This window comes from Streptomyces sp. ICBB 8177, assembly GCF_003144095.1.
GTDB lineage: Bacteria > Actinomycetota > Actinomycetes > Streptomycetales > Streptomycetaceae > Streptantibioticus_D.
In genome coordinates, this window is the sequence record NZ_NSKH01000024.1 from 173960 (window position 1) to 189359 (window position 15400).

Annotated in this window: 16 protein-coding genes and 1 pseudogene; 13 read left to right on the plus strand and 4 right to left on the minus strand. The window is 69.6% G+C overall.

Annotated elements, in window-relative coordinates; genetic code table 11:
- Positions 1-9 precede the first annotated feature (9 nt).
- Positions 10-1011: an asparaginase gene (locus tag CK485_RS27030; RefSeq protein WP_109454562.1), complete on the minus strand. Its 1002-nt coding sequence runs from the start codon at positions 1009-1011 to the stop codon at positions 10-12.
- 58 nt (positions 1012-1069) lie between these two features.
- Positions 1070-2632 (minus strand): helix-turn-helix transcriptional regulator, encoded by a 1563-nt coding sequence (locus tag CK485_RS27035; protein ID WP_158288252.1) that lies wholly within the window; start codon positions 2630-2632, stop codon positions 1070-1072.
- Between the two features lie 156 nt (positions 2633-2788).
- Here CK485_RS27035 and CK485_RS29190 point away from each other — a divergent pair, with 156 nt between their 5' ends.
- The 11 genes from CK485_RS29190 (at position 2789) to CK485_RS27085 (ending at position 11816) form a co-directional block, all read left to right on the plus strand.
- Entirely contained in the window at positions 2789-3550 is a 762-nt protein-coding gene (locus CK485_RS29190) for a hypothetical protein (protein WP_199239540.1), read from the plus strand.
- Positions 3547-4233: a dTMP kinase gene (locus CK485_RS27045; RefSeq protein ID WP_109454564.1), complete on the plus strand. Its 687-nt coding sequence runs from the start codon at positions 3547-3549 to the stop codon at positions 4231-4233. Before CK485_RS29190 ends, CK485_RS27045 begins: the two co-directional genes overlap by 4 nt.
- Positions 4226-5095, plus strand: coding sequence for an isocitrate lyase/phosphoenolpyruvate mutase family protein (locus tag CK485_RS27050; protein WP_199239541.1), 870 nt, complete (start codon positions 4226-4228; stop codon positions 5093-5095). The genes CK485_RS27045 and CK485_RS27050 overlap by 8 nt, the downstream gene beginning before the upstream one ends.
- Before the next feature lie 29 nt (positions 5096-5124).
- On the plus strand, positions 5125-5556 hold the full coding sequence (locus CK485_RS27055; protein WP_241968636.1) for an NUDIX domain-containing protein: 432 nt from the start codon (positions 5125-5127) through the stop codon (positions 5554-5556).
- Between the two features lie 5 nt (positions 5557-5561).
- The gene (locus CK485_RS27060; protein WP_109454784.1) at positions 5562-6227 is read left to right on the plus strand and encodes a TylF/MycF/NovP-related O-methyltransferase; all 666 of its coding nucleotides are present in this window, start codon (positions 5562-5564) and stop codon (positions 6225-6227) included.
- Positions 6224-7147, plus strand: coding sequence for an NAD(P)-dependent oxidoreductase (locus tag CK485_RS27065; protein WP_109454566.1), 924 nt, complete (start codon positions 6224-6226; stop codon positions 7145-7147). The genes CK485_RS27060 and CK485_RS27065 overlap by 4 nt, the downstream gene beginning before the upstream one ends.
- Positions 7144-8010, plus strand: coding sequence for a hypothetical protein (locus tag CK485_RS27070; RefSeq protein WP_109454567.1), 867 nt, complete (start codon positions 7144-7146; stop codon positions 8008-8010). The genes CK485_RS27065 and CK485_RS27070 overlap by 4 nt, the downstream gene beginning before the upstream one ends.
- 30 nt (positions 8011-8040) lie before the next feature.
- Entirely contained in the window at positions 8041-9900 is a 1860-nt protein-coding gene (locus CK485_RS27075) for a radical SAM protein (RefSeq protein WP_109454568.1), read from the plus strand.
- A complete protein-coding gene (locus CK485_RS27080; RefSeq protein ID WP_109454569.1) occupies positions 9897-10616 on the plus strand; it encodes a 2OG-Fe(II) oxygenase in 720 nt (239 codons plus the stop codon). Before CK485_RS27075 ends, CK485_RS27080 begins: the two co-directional genes overlap by 4 nt.
- A gap of 90 nt (positions 10617-10706) precedes the next feature.
- Positions 10707-10868 carry a hypothetical protein gene (locus CK485_RS28870; protein WP_158288253.1) on the plus strand — a complete coding sequence of 54 codons (162 nt, stop codon included), beginning with the start codon at positions 10707-10709 and terminating at the stop codon, positions 10866-10868.
- A 57-nt stretch (positions 10869-10925) separates the two neighbouring features.
- Complete coding sequence (locus tag CK485_RS27085) at positions 10926-11816, plus strand: HEXXH motif-containing putative peptide modification protein (protein ID WP_109454570.1); 891 nt, start codon at positions 10926-10928, stop codon at positions 11814-11816.
- 60 nt (positions 11817-11876) lie between these two features.
- Here the strand turns inward: CK485_RS27085 and CK485_RS29905 are convergent.
- A pseudogene (locus tag CK485_RS29905) lies at positions 11877-12476 on the minus strand (glutamate--tRNA ligase); the annotation flags it as partial.
- Between the two features lie 535 nt (positions 12477-13011).
- On the opposite strand from CK485_RS29905, the gene CK485_RS27100 reads away from it, so the two are divergent.
- Both CK485_RS27100 and CK485_RS27105 read left to right on the plus strand, forming a co-directional pair.
- Positions 13012-14361, plus strand: coding sequence for a DNA cytosine methyltransferase (locus tag CK485_RS27100; protein WP_109454571.1), 1350 nt, complete (start codon positions 13012-13014; stop codon positions 14359-14361).
- Positions 14358-15155, plus strand: a complete 798-nt coding sequence (locus tag CK485_RS27105; protein WP_240509689.1) for a very short patch repair endonuclease — start codon at positions 14358-14360, stop codon at positions 15153-15155. The genes CK485_RS27100 and CK485_RS27105 overlap by 4 nt, the downstream gene beginning before the upstream one ends.
- On the opposite strand, the gene CK485_RS27110 is transcribed toward CK485_RS27105, so the two are convergent.
- Complete coding sequence (locus CK485_RS27110; protein WP_046422080.1) at positions 15140-15328, minus strand: hypothetical protein; 189 nt, start codon at positions 15326-15328, stop codon at positions 15140-15142. The genes CK485_RS27105 and CK485_RS27110 overlap by 16 nt on opposite strands.
- Positions 15329-15400 lie beyond the last annotated feature (72 nt).

Consider the following 15400-nt stretch of genomic DNA (forward strand, 5'->3'; position numbering starts at 1 on the left):
GAGGTGGGATCAGCGGGCGGAGGCGGTGGTGAAGGTCTCGCGGACCGTCGCTCCGTCGGCGCCCTGGGCGAGCAGAGCGTGCAGGAGGAGCCGCGCCTGATACGGGCCGAGGTCTCCAGCGCTGATGAGCCCACGGCCGAGGAGGTCCTTCTCGGAGCCGGCGAAGCCGTACGTGTCGGACAGGACGGGCCCATTGCCGATGCGGGAGGCGAGGACCACGGGGATACGGGACGCGAGCTTGGTGAGCCCTTCGACGAGACGCTCCGGGACGTGGCCGACACCGAAGGCCGCGACCACGAGTCCGTCGCAGTTGCCGTCCCACAGGTCGAGCAGGGTGCCGTCGTCGCCGAGGGTGACGGTGTAGAGCCCGACGCGCGCCCCACGGTCGGGGGTGCCGACTAGCGGTCCGCGGGACGGCAGGCCGCCCACCATCCGCACCCGGTTCTCCGCGATCCGCGCGATCGGGCCGCTTGCTGGTGAGGTGAAGGCGGCGGGGCTGGTGGTGTGGGACTTGCGGACGGTCCGGGCCGAGTGGATCTCGTCGCCGAGTACGACGAGGCAGCCGACTCCGCTGAGTCCAGGGTCGGCGGCGGCCAGGACGGCGGCATGGAGGTTGGCCGGGCCGTCGGCGCCGGACAGAGTGGGGTTGCGCATCGCGCCGGTGACGACAACCGGCTGTTCGTGGCCGTGGTAGAGGTCGAGGAGGAAGGCGGTCTCCTCGATGGTGTCGGTGCCCTGCGTGATGACGACGCCGTTGACCTCTCCGGTCTCCAGCTCCGCCGCGATCTCGGCCGACAGTGCGGTGAGGTCCTCGAAGGTCAGGGAGGCGCCGGGCAAACGTCGGAAGTCTCGCACCTTGAGACCGATGCCACTCGTGGCCAACGCGGGTACTGCAGCGAGGAGTTCGTGGGCCGAAAGCGCCGGTACGACGCCTCCGGTGGTGGGATCCGTGGTCATGGCGATCGTGCCGCCGAGGGAAAAGACCGCCACGTTCCTGACCGACTCCGTCATTCCCCTGCTCCCCTGTCCGGACGCCGCCAAGCGCTGCCTCACGAGTGGTTCAGGCAGGCTATCGGGTCGGCGCCGTCCGGGTACGCGGAATGATCACCATCTGCTCGGCCACGAACCGGCAGGCGGCCTCCAGCCCTTCGAGGCCGAGCAACCGGCTGCGCGGCCGGGCAAGCCGCTCCGTACCGGCCGCCGACAACTGTGCGCACCGGCGACCGAGCCAGGAGGCGTCGAGGCCGAGGTACTCCGCCGTTGCCGCAAGGCGCTGCCCTGCCTGCTCGGCCGCCGTGGCCGAGTGTTGGCTGACGTGGCCCGTGACATCGGCGAACGTCCGCAGGGCTCCCGGCCGCGCGGTGACCGCGAGGCGAGACGCCCCCTCGGTTCGTACCCATGAGGCGATAACAGCCCGGCGCCCGTGGGAGAGCGCGAAGCCGTCGGTGTAAGCGAAGCCTCCGTCGTCGGTCACCCAGGTACGGATGCCGAAGGACTCCATGAGCGCGATGGCGAGGAAGAGCAGAACGCGCTCGTACGCGGGCGAGGAGGCGACAGCAGTCTCGGGGACGCAGAACCCCCGGCCGCTGGTACCGCCCGGACTCCGGGGTGCCAATCGTTCGAGGTAGCGGTATTTGTGCCGAAACAACAGCCACGTGGCAGCCTCTTCACCGCGCTGCTCCCTGGTCCAGAAGACGGGCGCGTCGCCCAGGTGGTCACGGTGGCCCAGGATGTACCGGGCGGCGGTCTCCGAGCCGATCAGCATCCGGGAGACTTCCGTCAGGCTCTGGTCGGAGGCAACTGGCGAGCCTGGGGAAACGGTGAGCGACGCCAGCGATGTGTACAGGGCTTGGTCGTCGCCGAGAAGTGCCGCCTCGAAGCCGGACACGGCCCAGAGGATGCCGTAGGTCAGATCGTCCAGTTCGTACGCGGCGGGGATGTCGACCGGAGTGGAGGCGGTAGCGCGTATGCCGCTCGACCGGGCGTCGGCGACGAACTGCCGGACCGCCCCGTCCACCGTGCGGTTCGCGACGACGAGCGCGCGCATCGGCATGGCGCGCCAGGCATCCAGCTCCGGGCGGGAGTCGAGCCTCAGGCTGTCCCCGAGGAAGGAGGCCGCGGGAAGGGTCAACACAGGAAGCGCTGTCGTCGGGACGGACCGGCCGGCAGGTAACAGAAGCTGGCCCGGCCCTTCGGACAGCGTCGCGTACCCACGGGCTCCGGTACCCGCCGTTCCCGGTCGGCCCGTGGAGTCCGGGATGTGCGGATCGGCCGTGGGCAGGAGCCCGAGCAGCTCCTCCGGGATTCCGAGCGCATCGGTCCACTGGACGAACTGCCGTCGGTCACGGATCTGTTTGAGCCCTCGTTCCAGTCTGCTGACCTCGGCCTGGTCGATGCTGACCATCCGCGCCACGCCGGCCTGGGAGAGGCCCGTGTGCTTCCTGAACAGCTTGACGACGGTGCCGAGTTCCCATGCAGCCACGGCTCGCCGGACCGTCGGATCACGCCAGAAGGCCGGGTCGGCCCGTCGGGTGGCCGGCCCGTCCTGGCACGAGGCGCATCGTGTACCGGCATTGAAGCGGCTGAGAAGGGCACCGCAGCGCGTACACCGCCGCTGTCCGCTGTCGACCATGGTCGGCATTCTCCCTCGCTCTGTGATCACCCGGGCACGTTCCGCTGATGGGGCTCATAAACACTCATAGGCGTGGGCCTTCGTGGCGGCCATCGTGGTGGAGCACCGCCGACCGGAGCCGCGTGCCGCGACTCCCCGGACGTGAGGATCCGACCTGTGACCTCCTTGACCCTGCCACCCCGGCCTCCCGGTTCCCCGCCGCTCGCCCATGCCTGGCAGACGCTGGCGGACGGGCTGCTGACCCAGCGGCTCCATCTTCATCTCGACGAATGGCGGGCTGCTGTCGCCGAGGAGAAGGCGCTGCCGGACGTGCCGGGCGCCGATGTCTCCGTGCTGGCCCGACGCCCGTCGCCGCTGCCAGCAAGCGGCGAGTCCGCGATGGCGCTGCTGGGGGACGCCGGGCTCGGCTTCTGGTGGGAGCTGCCCCAGCGGCACGGAACGGAGTCGCGGAACCAGCGCGGGGAACTTCACCGCGCCGCAGACACCGCTGCCCAGAATCTCCTCGTCGAGCAGTCCGGGGCGTCCTGGTCCGACGCTGTGATCGCCGTCAGCGGCGCCGCCGCGTGGTGGGTGGGCTTCTTCGCGGTCATCCGCCACCGCGGGGTGCACCACCTCACGCTGGAGCCGCACCCGAGCCCGGTCCATGAGCAGGCCCTGGGCACCGCCGTGAGCGTCGTGGCCCACGGCATGGCCACGCGGGTGCTGGAGACAGCGCTGCGCGACTCCGCCGACGACCCGGCCCTCCGCGCCGCGTACTGCCGGGCCATCGAGGCCGGCATCTGCGCCGAGCCCGAGCTGCCCCGCCTCATCGACGAGTTGGCGGAGCTGCGGCTGGTGGACCTGGTATCCACCGCGGCCCGCTGGCGGGGCCGCTTCACCAAGTACGCCGGCGGCACGGGGGCAGGGCAGGTCGAATGAAACACCGCTATCCGTTCATCGTCATCGAGGGGCTCGACGGCACCGGCAAGACGACGCTACGCAAGGGCCTGTTCCGGCTCTGGGAGGGGCTCTACGGCGTCACCCCGCTGTGCGTGCTCACCACCAACTTCCTCGCGGCCGACCAGGCCGCCGCCATCGTCACCGGCAAGTACCAGCCGAACGCCGGGAACCGTGACGCCTACCTGTCCGCGATCGCGGCGGACAAGCGGGCCACGCTGGATCGCCTCGTGCTCCCTCAGCGACCGGCCCGGCCCGTGATCGCGGATCGCTGGCTGCTCAGCGAGCTGGCCTTCTTCGCCGTGAAGCACCGCATGAGGGCGTCGGAGACGTACGAGACGCTGGCCGCGCACCTCACCGCGGCCCCCGATCTCACGCTCGTCCTGGACCTGGAGACCGACGCCTCGATGAGCCGGGCACAGGCCCGCCAGGGAGACGCCGTCCGAGCCGACTGGGACGTGCACGACGTCCAGAGCCGGGTTCGGGAGACCTATGAGGCCGTGGTCACGAAGCCCGACCAGTTCCCGCTCCTCGGCGACGTGGTCCGCCTGGATGCCCGCCGCCCCCGGTCCGAGGTGCTGCTCTCCGCCTGGGACGTACTGCGCGATCGACAGCTGGTACCGCCCATCGGCGCCCACGCGGAAGGAGGAGAGACCTGTGACTGACGGCACGAAGGCGAGGCGTCTGCGCGAGGCCCTCGACGACAGCGAGCGGAAGCACCCGCTCCTGGCGATCGGTGCGGTGAACGCGCTCGCCGCGCACGTCGCGGCGGAGGCGGGCTTCGACGCCCTGTGGGTGAGCGGTCTGGAGGTGTCCGCGGCCTCCGGGCTGCCGGACGCCAACGTTCTGGGCCCCCGGGACCTGTCCGACGTGGTCGCCTCGCTCGGCCGTGTCACCGAACTGCCTGTCATCGTGGACATCGACAACGCGGGCGGCTCGGGGCGCACGGCGGAGCGGTTCGCGTACGACCTGATGCGCGCCGGAGCCGCGGCAGTGTGTGTCGAGGACAGCGCGTACCCCAAGTGCAACAGCTTCGCGGCCCACCGTGCCCAGGGCCTCGCCGACCGGGACCTGCTGTGCGAGCAGGTGGGGCGCATACGGAAGACCGCCGGTGACGGCCTCGTGGTCGTGGCCCGCACCGAGGCCCTGATCGCCGGCGAGGACATGACCACGGCGATCGCCCGCGCCGAGGCGTACGCCGACGCCGGAGCGGATGCGATCCTCATCCACTCCAAGGACGCCACCGGTGACCAGGCGCGGGCCATCGGACGCGCGTGGAACCACGGCGTACCGCTGGTCAGCGTGCCCACGGCGTTCCCCGACCTGAGCGCCGCCAAGCTCGGCGAGGCCGGCTTCCGCCTCTGCATCTACGCGAACCAACTCAGCCGTGCCGCCCTCGCGGGTATGCGCACCGCCGCCCTTCAGTTCCGGCGCGGAGGGAGTTTCCGCTCCACCGTCGCGGGGTCCCTCGCGGAGGTCGGCGACCTGATGCGCGTCGGCGAACCGGAGGCGCTGTCGTGCCTCTGACGCCCGAGCTGCCTCGGATCAGTGTCTCCGTGAAGGCGGCAATCGTGCGCGACGGCGCCATCCTGCTCCTGTCATACGACGACGAGGCCGGGTTCCACTACAACCTCCCGGGCGGCAAGGCCCAGGTCGGCGAGGACCTCCGCCAGGCCGTGAACCGCAAGGTCGCGCAGGAGACCGGCCTGCATGTCGTGGCCCGGCGTCTGCTGTGTGTCGTCGAGTACGTCCCCGAGTCGTGGCAGGGCGAGTTCGGGGACGTACAGAAGGTTCAGGTCAACTTCCTCGCCGAGCAGGTGGACGACGCCGAGCCGCGTATGCCGGAACCGCCGGACCCCATCCAGGTGGGCTTCGAGTGGGTTCCGCTGGAACGTCTGGGCGACGTGTACCTGCTGCCCCGGATCAACCGCCCGCTGTCGGCGGCGTTGAGCGGGAAGCTCGCCGACCCCTTCGTGGACAGGTGGTGACCTTCATGGATCCAACGCTGAAGGATCTGCAGGAGTGGCTACTGCGGGAGCACTCAGGGACGGTCTGTGCCGACCGGCTCCACGTGATCGCCGCCGAGCTCGCCGACATGTCCGCCGGCGGCGTGCCGGGCGCCGTGGTCGAACTCGGCTGCTACAGGGGCGCGATGGCCCTCTGGATCCGTAGCGTGCTCGACTCGCTGGGCGACCGCGAGCGCCAGATCCACGTCTACGACTCCTTCCAGGGCATGCCCGCGCCCGGCGCCGAGGACTCGGACCACCTGGCGGCGGGCGAGCTCCGGTCATCCCCGGACGACGTGCGCGCCACGCACGCGGCCTGGGGCAAGCCGGCGCCGGTCATCCATCCGGGGTGGTTCGACGAGACCCTTCCCAAGGAGCTGCCCGACGAGATCGCGTTCGCCTACCTGGACGGCGACTTCTACGACTCGACCCTCACGGGACTCACGCACTGCGTCACCCGCCTGGTGGCGACGGGGGTGCTGCTCGTCGACGACTACGCGGACACGGCGGTCAATCCACGAGCCTGGGACGGGCTCCCCGGGGTGAAGCGCGCCTGCGACGCGTACTTCGGCGCGCCGTCGCCCGTGACCGTCGTCGTGGGCGAGGGTGATCTGGCCTTCGGCCGGTACGAGAAGCCGGGGTCCCTCGGATGAGCGCAGTCCTCGTGGTGCGCGGAGCGGCGGATGCGGGTGCGATCCGCCGCGCGCTGCCAGCCGTCCCCGTGCACGATTTGCTGGACCTGAACTGGCCTCTGCCAGCCGACGCGGCCGTGGTCGTCCTGCGTTCCGGTGTCCGACTCGGCGAGCGGGAGCTCGACGCACTGCCTCGCCTGCGGCACGTCGTACGGACCGGCTCCGGCATCGACCACATCGACGTGAGCGCCCTCCAGCGTCGTGGGATCACGCTGCACCGCAACGCCGACGCCGGCGCAGCCGCTGTGGGCGAGTGGGTCCTCGCCGCTGCCCTCGCCCTGGCCCGGCGGATTCCCCTGGGTCAGCACGCGCTCATGCTCGGCCGCCACGAGAAGGAGGCGTGCATGGGTGTCTCACTCGGCACCCTGGCCGCAGGCGTCTGGGGCGCGGGCCCGGTGGGGCTGGCCGCCGGCCGGGCCCTCGCCCCACGTGTGGCACGCACGGCCTACGCCGCATGGCCGTCGAATCCCCCCGGTCTGCGGGTGGTGTCGCAAGCGGCGCTCATGGAGCAGTCGCAGGTGCACGTGGTCGCCCTGCCACTGCGTGCCACGACCCGGCAATTCATCAGCGAGGAATTCCTGGCACGCGTCGCTCCGCAGCAGCCCCTGCTGATCTGCGCCGGGCGGCTGGAGACTCTCGATGTCTCCGCCTGTCTGCGGGCGTTGGCGGACGGCGGACTCTCGGGCCTCGCACTCGACCCGGTCGAGCGGGAGCACCTACCGCTCCTCACCGGCTCCACGGTGCCGCTCAACCTCCTGGCCTCGCCCCACATCGGCGCCCAGCGGTCCGACGTGCGCGGAACGCTCGACCGATGGGCCGTCGATCTCCTCAGGGAGATCACCGCCGACGACGAGATCCTCATCGAAGGAGGCCGCCGGTGAACCCATCAGCACAGCTGCGCCGGGAGATCGCTGACGGAGTCGCCCGGGAGCTGCTCGTCTCCGGCCTGGCTCATGAGGTCTGGCTGGAGGGAGCGCTCGCTTGCGGCTTCGCCCACGCGGCCAGCGACATCGACCTGCGCGCCATCGTGTACGGCGACCCTCCGGTGTGGGAGTCGCGCATCGTGGACGGCGTCCGTGTCGACCTCCAGGCGGCGGCGCCGCAGCAGGCGGAGGAACTCCGACACCTGCTCCGCTCCTTCGACGTCCGCCGCGATGACCTCGGATCGTTTCGCCGAGTACGCGCCTCGATGCACGACCTCATGTGTCTGCGCACCGCTCTCTCGTACGGCTCCGGACGCTGGGACCCGGTGCTCGATGCCGGGGAGCGCCAGGGCTACCGACGCTGGTCGGTCGCCGACCAAGCGGAGGTCGCGGCGAGCCTCGCCGAGGACCTCACCGGCCTCGTCGAAGACGGCCTGGCCGAACCCGCCCGCGTCGTGTGCCGGAAGCTGGAGACCTGCGTCACCGCGCTCGAGTGCGCGGCGGCTGGTCATCCGGTCCTGGGCGACAAGTGGCTGCCGCTGCTTGCTGGCGCTCCGTTCGATCCGCCGATCGAGCCGGCCCACACAGAGACGTGGGAGTGGTTCCGCCCCGTTCAGCGACGCGTGGCCAGAGCGCTCCTGGGCTGCTGGCCCGTCGACGACCAGCTGCAGAAACCTCCCAACCTGGTTGCCCCTGACGCCGGCTGGCTACCCCAGCGGTACGCCGACGGGTGGTTCCTGCGCCGCGGCGACGTCCACATCCCCATCACCGGCGGACAACTTCTCGGGTGGCTGTCCACGGTCTCCACCGATGGCGCGTAGACCACGCCTCTCCTCCTCAGGAGTCCTCTGATGCCCGTCACCCGCACCGCCCCCATCGACCTGGAGAGTCTCTACGCCCCGCTGTCGAGCACCGGGCCGGACACGGCTGTCTCCGTCATCCTCAAGCTCCGCGGGGAGACCTGCGACATCGACTGCCTGTACTGCTTCGAGAAGCGCAAGGAGTCACCGGGCGGCGCCCGGATCAGCGCGACACAGGTCCACCGCCTCGGTTCGATCTTCTCCGGGCGTCCCCTCAGCGTCGAACTCCACGGCGGCGAGCCCCTGACCGCCGGCCGGGAACGGATCGCGGAGATCCTGGACGCGCTCGCCACACAGCCGAACGTCATCCGCGTGAGCCTCCAGACCAACGGCCTCCAACTCGACGACTCCTGGCTGGACCTGTTCGAGCGGCACTACCCGGAACTGGAGATCGGCATCTCCCTCGACGGGGACGCGCTGGGGAACTCGTGGCGAGTGGGCTACGACGGCCGCCCCACCTACCCGCGAGTGGTCGAAGCCATGAAGCTCCTCGGCCGTCGGGAACGCCGCGTCGGCGTCATCTGCGCCGTCACCCCGTACGTCCTCGGCCGGGCCTCCGAGGTCATGGAGCACCTCGCATCCTTTCCCGCCGTGACGACGGTCAGTCTTGTGCCGTGCTTCGACGCGGCGGTCACCCAGTCGACCTCAGTGGTCGGATCTCGTGCGCCGACCAGTCGGGCACTCCAGCGAAGGGCCATCGGCCCCACCGGCCCGGCCTGGGCCGTCACGCCTCGTCAATACGCCGACTTCGTGTTGGAGGCCGCCCACCACTGGGTCGCCGACGGCGTGTTCCGCCGCGTCAAGCTGGAGCCCGTCGTGTCCGTCATCCGCCGCCTGAAGGGTCTGGGGACCCGTTCCTGTCACTTCTCCGATTTGAAGTGCGACCATGTCCTCACCCTCTATCCCGATGACCGCCTGGGAAGCTGTGACGAGCTGCCCTGGCCGCAGGCCGGCCTCGCCTCCCTCGGCGACATCCACACCGAGGCGGACGTGGCCAGCGCCCAGGGCGGCTCTGCCTTGCTCCAGCAGGCACGCTCCCTGGTCACGAAGTGCACGACCTGCGACTACCGCGACACCTGCGGCGCAGGCTGCCCGGCGGTCCGGGTCCGCTTCGCCGCCGCAGGCGACGAAGACGCGTACTGCGACCACCGCATGCGCCTGATCGACGGCGTCGCCGCCCTCCTCGCCCAGCCAGACCTTCCGCCCGGTGCCGCATGCTCCCGGTTGCGCTGGCGTCCCGTCCGCCCCAACAACATGCACCACGTCACCGCCTTCCTGGCTCGCTGGGACGACCCCACCGCCCCCCGCTCGCCCGCGCGTCTCCAGGTCAGTGCCAACGGGAACATCAACACGGTCGGCCTCCCTGGCGTGCACGAGGCAGACGATCTCGACCCCCACCATCCCCAGTGGTACGAGGGCATCGAGCCCGGCATCCGCCCGGTCGTCGACGCGCTCACCTCAGGCTGGAACACCGTCACCTATGACAGCTGCCAGGGCCACGCCTACGCCGACCTCCACGGAGCCGAGCCCCGGTTCCTCTCGGTCGGCATCCTGCCGCGCGACCGCGCCGAGTACGCGCGTACAGCGGCGCGCCTGTGCCATGCCGCCAGCCGAGCCGAGTCCTCCCTGCCCGGGGCGTGTTCGCTGGTCCTCGGTCGCGGCGAACTCACGTGCCGCACCACCGGCCGGGTGTATCCGACGCTCGACCTCTATCTCGTGTCCACTGCCGGCACCACGTCGGCCGAGTACTTCGAGGACCTCGCCCAAGCGGTGCACGTACTCACGGTGGCCCTGGCCGAAGCCGCCTCTGCCCCGCCCTCCACCTCCTGCGCGTGCGGAGGCGGGCAATGATCCACATCGCCGAGACTCTGTCCATCCGTACTGTGGAGGGCTTCCTCAAGCCGGACGAGATCGAGCGACTCAACCTCGTCATGGACGACACACTCGGCTCCCTCGGGCGCGACTGGTACGGCACGGCCCGCCGCACCACCATTCACGAGATCCCCGGTCACTCCCCCGCCGAGGCGCAGGACGTCTACGAGCCGGCCGGCCGGATCGAGATGACCGAGATCCCGTACGAGGCGACCGCCCTCCTCGACCAGGCCCTGAAGCTCCACGTGGCCGCGATCACGCGCACGCTGCCGTCGGTCACCGGCCACCGGCCGTGGATCTACCTCGAATACGGGGCCGGCCAATACATCACCGCGCATGCCGACGGTATCGCCCCCGATCCCCTCACCCGTCCCCGCCAGATCGCCGCCGCGACGGTCACGCTCACGGACATCCACGACACCGGCGACGCGTTCTACGTGGAGACCACGGGCAGCGACGCCGTCTGGACCGCCGACGAGGCGCCGACCGAGGCGGGTTACGCCCAGGGGATGCGTTTCGCACACGACGGGACGGACATGTCCTCCCGCTGGTTCCGCACCATGCCCCGCACCCGATGGAGCGTCGCACCCGCTCCCGGCACGCTCGTGGTCTTCGGCAGCCAGCTCGTCCACGGCACCGAACCTGTCCGCGCTGGCCGCGTTCGCAAGTTCCTCACGCTCCTCGTCTCCGAGTAGGAAGCTTCGCCGCCATGACCGGCCCCCGCGGCCCGCCCCGCAGCGCCCTCCCCCCGACTCACGGCCCCGACCCAGAGGAGACAGCGAGCAGTGGCAGAAGACAAGACGTTCGACGAGTTCCTGGAGGCGGTCGCCTCCCTGCGCGACAGCGACCCCGTGCGCACCACCGCGCACACCTCCAACGCGGCCACCGAGACCTGGCTGGCCACCACGGTGCAGCACGACGCCGCTGAGCCCACCACCGAGTCCTGACCCGCCACGGGGCCGGGCCCGTCCCGGTCCGGCCCCGTTCCACCCCCGGAGCCCCAGATGAGCGCTCTCTCCCCGGAAGCCCCGGTCGCCCTCGATGGCATCACCGACCACCAGCGCCTACAGACCAGCCGTATCGCCTCCGTACTCGGCAACCGCCTCGGCTCATCCGCCCTCGACTACGTCGTGGGCCACCACCTACTCGAAGGCGCCGAACACGCGGCGCGCGCCCGGCACGGGGATCGCCTCGCCTGGTACCGCCGTACGACGGTACGAGACCTGACCCACCTGTCAGCCGGCCCACACCTCGTGCTCAGCCCGTGTCCCGCAGACCTGCTCCGCTCAGAGATCTCCGAAACCGCGTATTACCTCATCGGCCCCGACACCAACCCTGCCCCACCCGAGGCCCTCGGCCTCGTTGGTGCCGCGATCGCCTCCGCGACCGAGCACGGCTTCGGGACCCTGCTCACCCAGCACGCCCCCGTCGTCTGCCTGCTCAACCATCGCCGACTCGACGAGACTCTCCACAGTTGGGCCCTCACCCGCCTCCCGGGCACCGTCTTCACCGACTACACCGCCCAACCCGAGGTCCTGGCCCGTGACCTGATCCACGAGGCCGCCCACAACTGGCTCAACGACGCCCTGGCCGCGTACGACGTGAGCCTCCCCGCCGACGTCACCTTCTTCTCACCCTGGCGGGGAACTCCTCGTCCCGTCTACGGCTTCCTTCACGCCTGCTGGGCCTTCTCCCTCACCGTGATGTACGTACGGAAAGCACGGCGCAGCGCCACAGGCGCCGTCGCACCCTTCCTCGACGCCTTCCTGCGCCAGCAGGCGGCCCAGTTCGCTGCCACGGCCGAGTGCTTGGATCAGGCCCTCGCGTACGTGCCGACAAACGAAATCCGTGAACGCATCGGCCGAGCAGTCGGCGAGGTCGTGGGTCCCGCATAGCAACAGCCTGAGTTCGGTGGGGCTGGGGCAACCTCCTGGCGCAGGTCGCCTGACCAGCGGCTAAGCCTGCGCGGCCAGCTTCTTGCTGGCGGCGTCAAGACGGACCAACACGCGGTCCCGGCCAAGCAGTTCCATGGACTCGAACAGCGGGAGTCCGATCGTCCGGCCGGTGACCGCGACCCGAAGGGGCGCCTGGGCCTTGCCCAGCTTCAGCCCGTGCTTCTCGCCGACGGCGAGCAGGACGGCCTTCAGGTCGTCCGCCTTCCAGTCCGCGACGCCGGCCAGCTCGGCGGGGGCGTCCGACAGGATGTCGCCGGCACCTGCCTTCATCGCCTTGTTCCACGACACCTCGTCCTCGACCGGCTCATCGAGGAAAAGGAAGTCCACATAGCTGGTGATCTCGGAAAGCAGCGCCAGCCGGGTCTGGGCCGGGGAAGCCGCCGCCTCGAAGACGTCCTTGTCGAACGCCTCTGGCCGCCACGGCGCGTAGGGGGCCACGAGCCACGGCGCGCAGGCGGCGGACTGCTCCGGTGACAGGGCGCGGATGTACTCGCCGTTGAACGCAGTCAGCTTCTTCACGTCGAAGAAGGCCGGCGCTGTGTTCACGTCCTCGATCCGGAAGAGCTGCTCCAGCTCCTCGTACGGCCTGATCTCCCGGTCCTTCCCTATTGCCGAAGCTGTTGCTGTTCCACGGGATCTCGCCCAGGTCCTTGCGGTGGTTGATGAGCAACTGCTCCGGCGCCAGGGCCGAGAAGTCCTCCGCCACGTAGAGACAGGAGAAGGTCATGCCATTCGGCGTGATCCCACGCCGGCCCGCAGTCTTCTTGAGGTGCTGTCGAAGTCGCATCGTTAGGGACTTCTCGGCCTTCCCCACGTAGACGAAATTGTCGTGCAGGTAGAGCTGGTAGACACTGGGGCGCTACAACAGCTGCTTGATCCTCACGTCACTCAGGGGGGCCCTGGTCAGCTTGGCGAGATCCGTCGCGAGCTGATCGCCGAGTGCCTTCGGGTGAAGGTTCGGTGGAATGTCGACTCCTCCGGCCCCCTGCTGTCGCCGTCATGGCCCCCGTGGCCCTCCTCGTGCTTCTGCCGCTGTGGAGCGTACGACCTCACACGAGTTTCTGCGGCGCATGGGTCGCAATGAGCACTACTCCGCGGTATGGTTCTGGCTGCACTGAACTGCTAGGAGTGGAAAATGCAACGGACGTCGGTGGAGCTCTTCGCGGGCGGGGGCGGGCTGGTCCAAGCCAGCACGAACACCGGCTTCCGGCACCTGCTGCTGAACGAGTTCGCGAAGAGGGCGTGCGAGACGCTTGAGGGCAATCGCTTCGAGGCGTTTCCGGCGGACGTCGATTCCGATGTGCTGGCCAAGTGGCTGGACCAGATCGATGAGCAACGCGCGGAGGGCCTCGAAGCCGCAGGCGCCGTTGAGCGACCCCTGTACCCTCCCCTGGTCACCGGCGACGTCCGAGGGTTGGACATGCGCTTCCTCAGGGATCGAGATGTTGACCTTCTGGCCGGCGGGCCACCATGCCAACCGTTCAGCCTTGGTGGAGTCGCGAAGGGTGACGAGGACGAGCGGAACATGTTCCCGGAGATGTTCCGGGCGGTTCGTGAGATCCGTCCCAAGGCCGTCATCTGTGAGAACGTCCGTGGGCTCCTTCGTCCGTCCTTCAATCCCTACTTCGAGTACATCAAGCGCGAGCTGTCCCTTCCGTTCGTGAAGCGCCGAAAGGGTGCCACGTGGCAGAAGCACGACCACGCGTTGCGGGAGCGGCTCGACGCGAAGGACACCGATCCGGCGGAGACCTACGAGGTCACGCAACACGCCGTGAACGCCGCCGACTACGGGGTGCCGCAGATCCGCAACCGGGTGATCCTTCTGGCGTTCCGCGCTGACCTGGGCGTGGACCCGGATCTGGTCAAGCGCGCTGTCGCGCGCACCCACTCCCATGCGGCCCTCGCGCGGACGATCCTCGATGGCTCCTACTGGGACCGCCACAAGCAGGCAGGCGCCAAGATTCCGAAGCGCGTCATCGATCTGGTGACCTCGCGCTACGCGAACGAGCAGCTGTCGTTCGAGAGCGGGGATGAGGAGCTCCAGCCATGGCTCACCCTTCGAGACGCGGTAATGGGGCTCCCCAAGATCAACACCAGCATGTTGGACAAGACGACGGAACAGGGCGGATTCCCCGACCACATCGGGTGGCCCGGAGCCAGGATCTACGACGGGCACACGCCCAACGAACTCGACCGACCGGCCAAGACCGTCAAGGCCGGGGTGCACGGTGTGCCCGGTGGCGAGTCGGTCATGCAGCTCGACAACTTGGTGCGTGACGAGAAGACCGGCCAGTTGCGCCCCGAGCACCGCTACATGACCGTGCGCGAGACTGCCCGGGTCATGACATTCGGCGATGACTGGAGCATGGCGGGCCCGCGTGGTGAACGCATGAGGCAGCTGGGCAACGCGGTTCCCGTGAAGCTGGGCGAGGTGTTCACCAGCGCAGTCGCGAAAGCCCTCGACGACGCGGAACGGCGCTCATGAACGACGCCGCCGAATCCCGGCAAATGGGCTGGAGGGACAAGCCGCCGCCCGAGAGGGCCTGGCGGGGACGGCAGGGACGGACGAGGAAGGCGATCGTCGCCGAACAGGATCGTGCCGCGGGTGGTCGGGAGGGCCGCTATGTCAAGCGCAAAGACGGCGACTACGCGCTGGCCTCGATCACGCTGAAATTGTTGCCCAGGACTCGTCGGATCAGGGCCTATCTCCGCTGGTCGGAGGACGGGCGTTCGCCCGCCCTGTATGTCGGGGAAGTGGAGCACCTGACGCGTGCGGCGAATCTCGAACAGGCTTGGCGGATCGCCAAGGACCGGGGATTGGTTGGAGAGCGTCCTCTCCCGGAAGGGTCGTGGGCTTCATCCCCTGCCACGCGGTCAACAATGCGCGGGAACCGAGGCCGCGACACGGCACCGGAACTACGTATCCGCTCACTGCTGCACCGCGAGGGTCTGCGCTACCGAGTATCGGCGCGGCCGCTTCCCGGGGTGCGGCGAACCGCCGACCTCGTCTTCACCCGCGCCCGTGTCGCCGTCTTCGTGGACGGGTGCTTCTGGCACGGGTGCCCCGATCACTGCCGCCCAGCACGCACGAACAGTGACTTCTGGCGCGCCAAGATCGACGCAAACCGGGCCAGGGATGCCCAGACCGACCAGTTCCTGGCAGAGGCGGGATGGCGCGCCATCAGAATTTGGGAGCACGAGGATCCCGTACAAGCGGCGGGCCGGGTCGCCGCGGCCGTTCGCGACTTTGCGGCACGGAGTGATCACAACGTTCCGTGATTCAGAAGATCGTCGATGGCGTCGGAGGCCCGGCGCAGGACGATACGCCCGTCGCCGTCGCTGAACGCGAGCAAGTCGTCCCCAACGTTGATGCCGGCCTCGGCCAACAGCCCCAACGGTAGTTCGACGCGTCCATCGGGCTCTACGGATACCTCGGCGGGTTCACGGATCACGGGAGGAGTCTCCCAAGGACCGCCGGCGTCTGCCACCGACGCTGCGGATCGTCGGGGGACCTTGCGATTGCG

Excerpts from the sequence above, each read along its gene's own strand:
- CK485_RS27030 (WP_109454562.1), bottom strand. The coding sequence starts at position 1,011 with ATGACGGAGTCGGTCAGGAACGTGGCGGTCTTTTCCCTCGGCGGCACG.
- CK485_RS27035 (WP_158288252.1), bottom strand. The coding sequence starts at position 2,632 with ATGGTCGACAGCGGACAGCGGCGGTGTACGCGCTGCGGTGCCCTTCTC.
- CK485_RS27045 (WP_109454564.1), top strand. The coding sequence starts at position 3,547 with ATGAAACACCGCTATCCGTTCATCGTCATCGAGGGGCTCGACGGCACC.
- CK485_RS27060 (WP_109454784.1), top strand. The coding sequence starts at position 5,562 with ATGGATCCAACGCTGAAGGATCTGCAGGAGTGGCTACTGCGGGAGCAC.
- CK485_RS27065 (WP_109454566.1), top strand. The coding sequence starts at position 6,224 with ATGAGCGCAGTCCTCGTGGTGCGCGGAGCGGCGGATGCGGGTGCGATC.
- CK485_RS27075 (WP_109454568.1), top strand. The coding sequence starts at position 8,041 with ATGCCCGTCACCCGCACCGCCCCCATCGACCTGGAGAGTCTCTACGCC.
- CK485_RS27080 (WP_109454569.1), top strand. The coding sequence starts at position 9,897 with ATGATCCACATCGCCGAGACTCTGTCCATCCGTACTGTGGAGGGCTTC.
- CK485_RS27085 (WP_109454570.1), top strand. The coding sequence starts at position 10,926 with ATGAGCGCTCTCTCCCCGGAAGCCCCGGTCGCCCTCGATGGCATCACC.
- CK485_RS27100 (WP_109454571.1), top strand. The coding sequence starts at position 13,012 with ATGCAACGGACGTCGGTGGAGCTCTTCGCGGGCGGGGGCGGGCTGGTC.
- CK485_RS27105 (WP_240509689.1), top strand. The coding sequence starts at position 14,358 with ATGAACGACGCCGCCGAATCCCGGCAAATGGGCTGGAGGGACAAGCCG.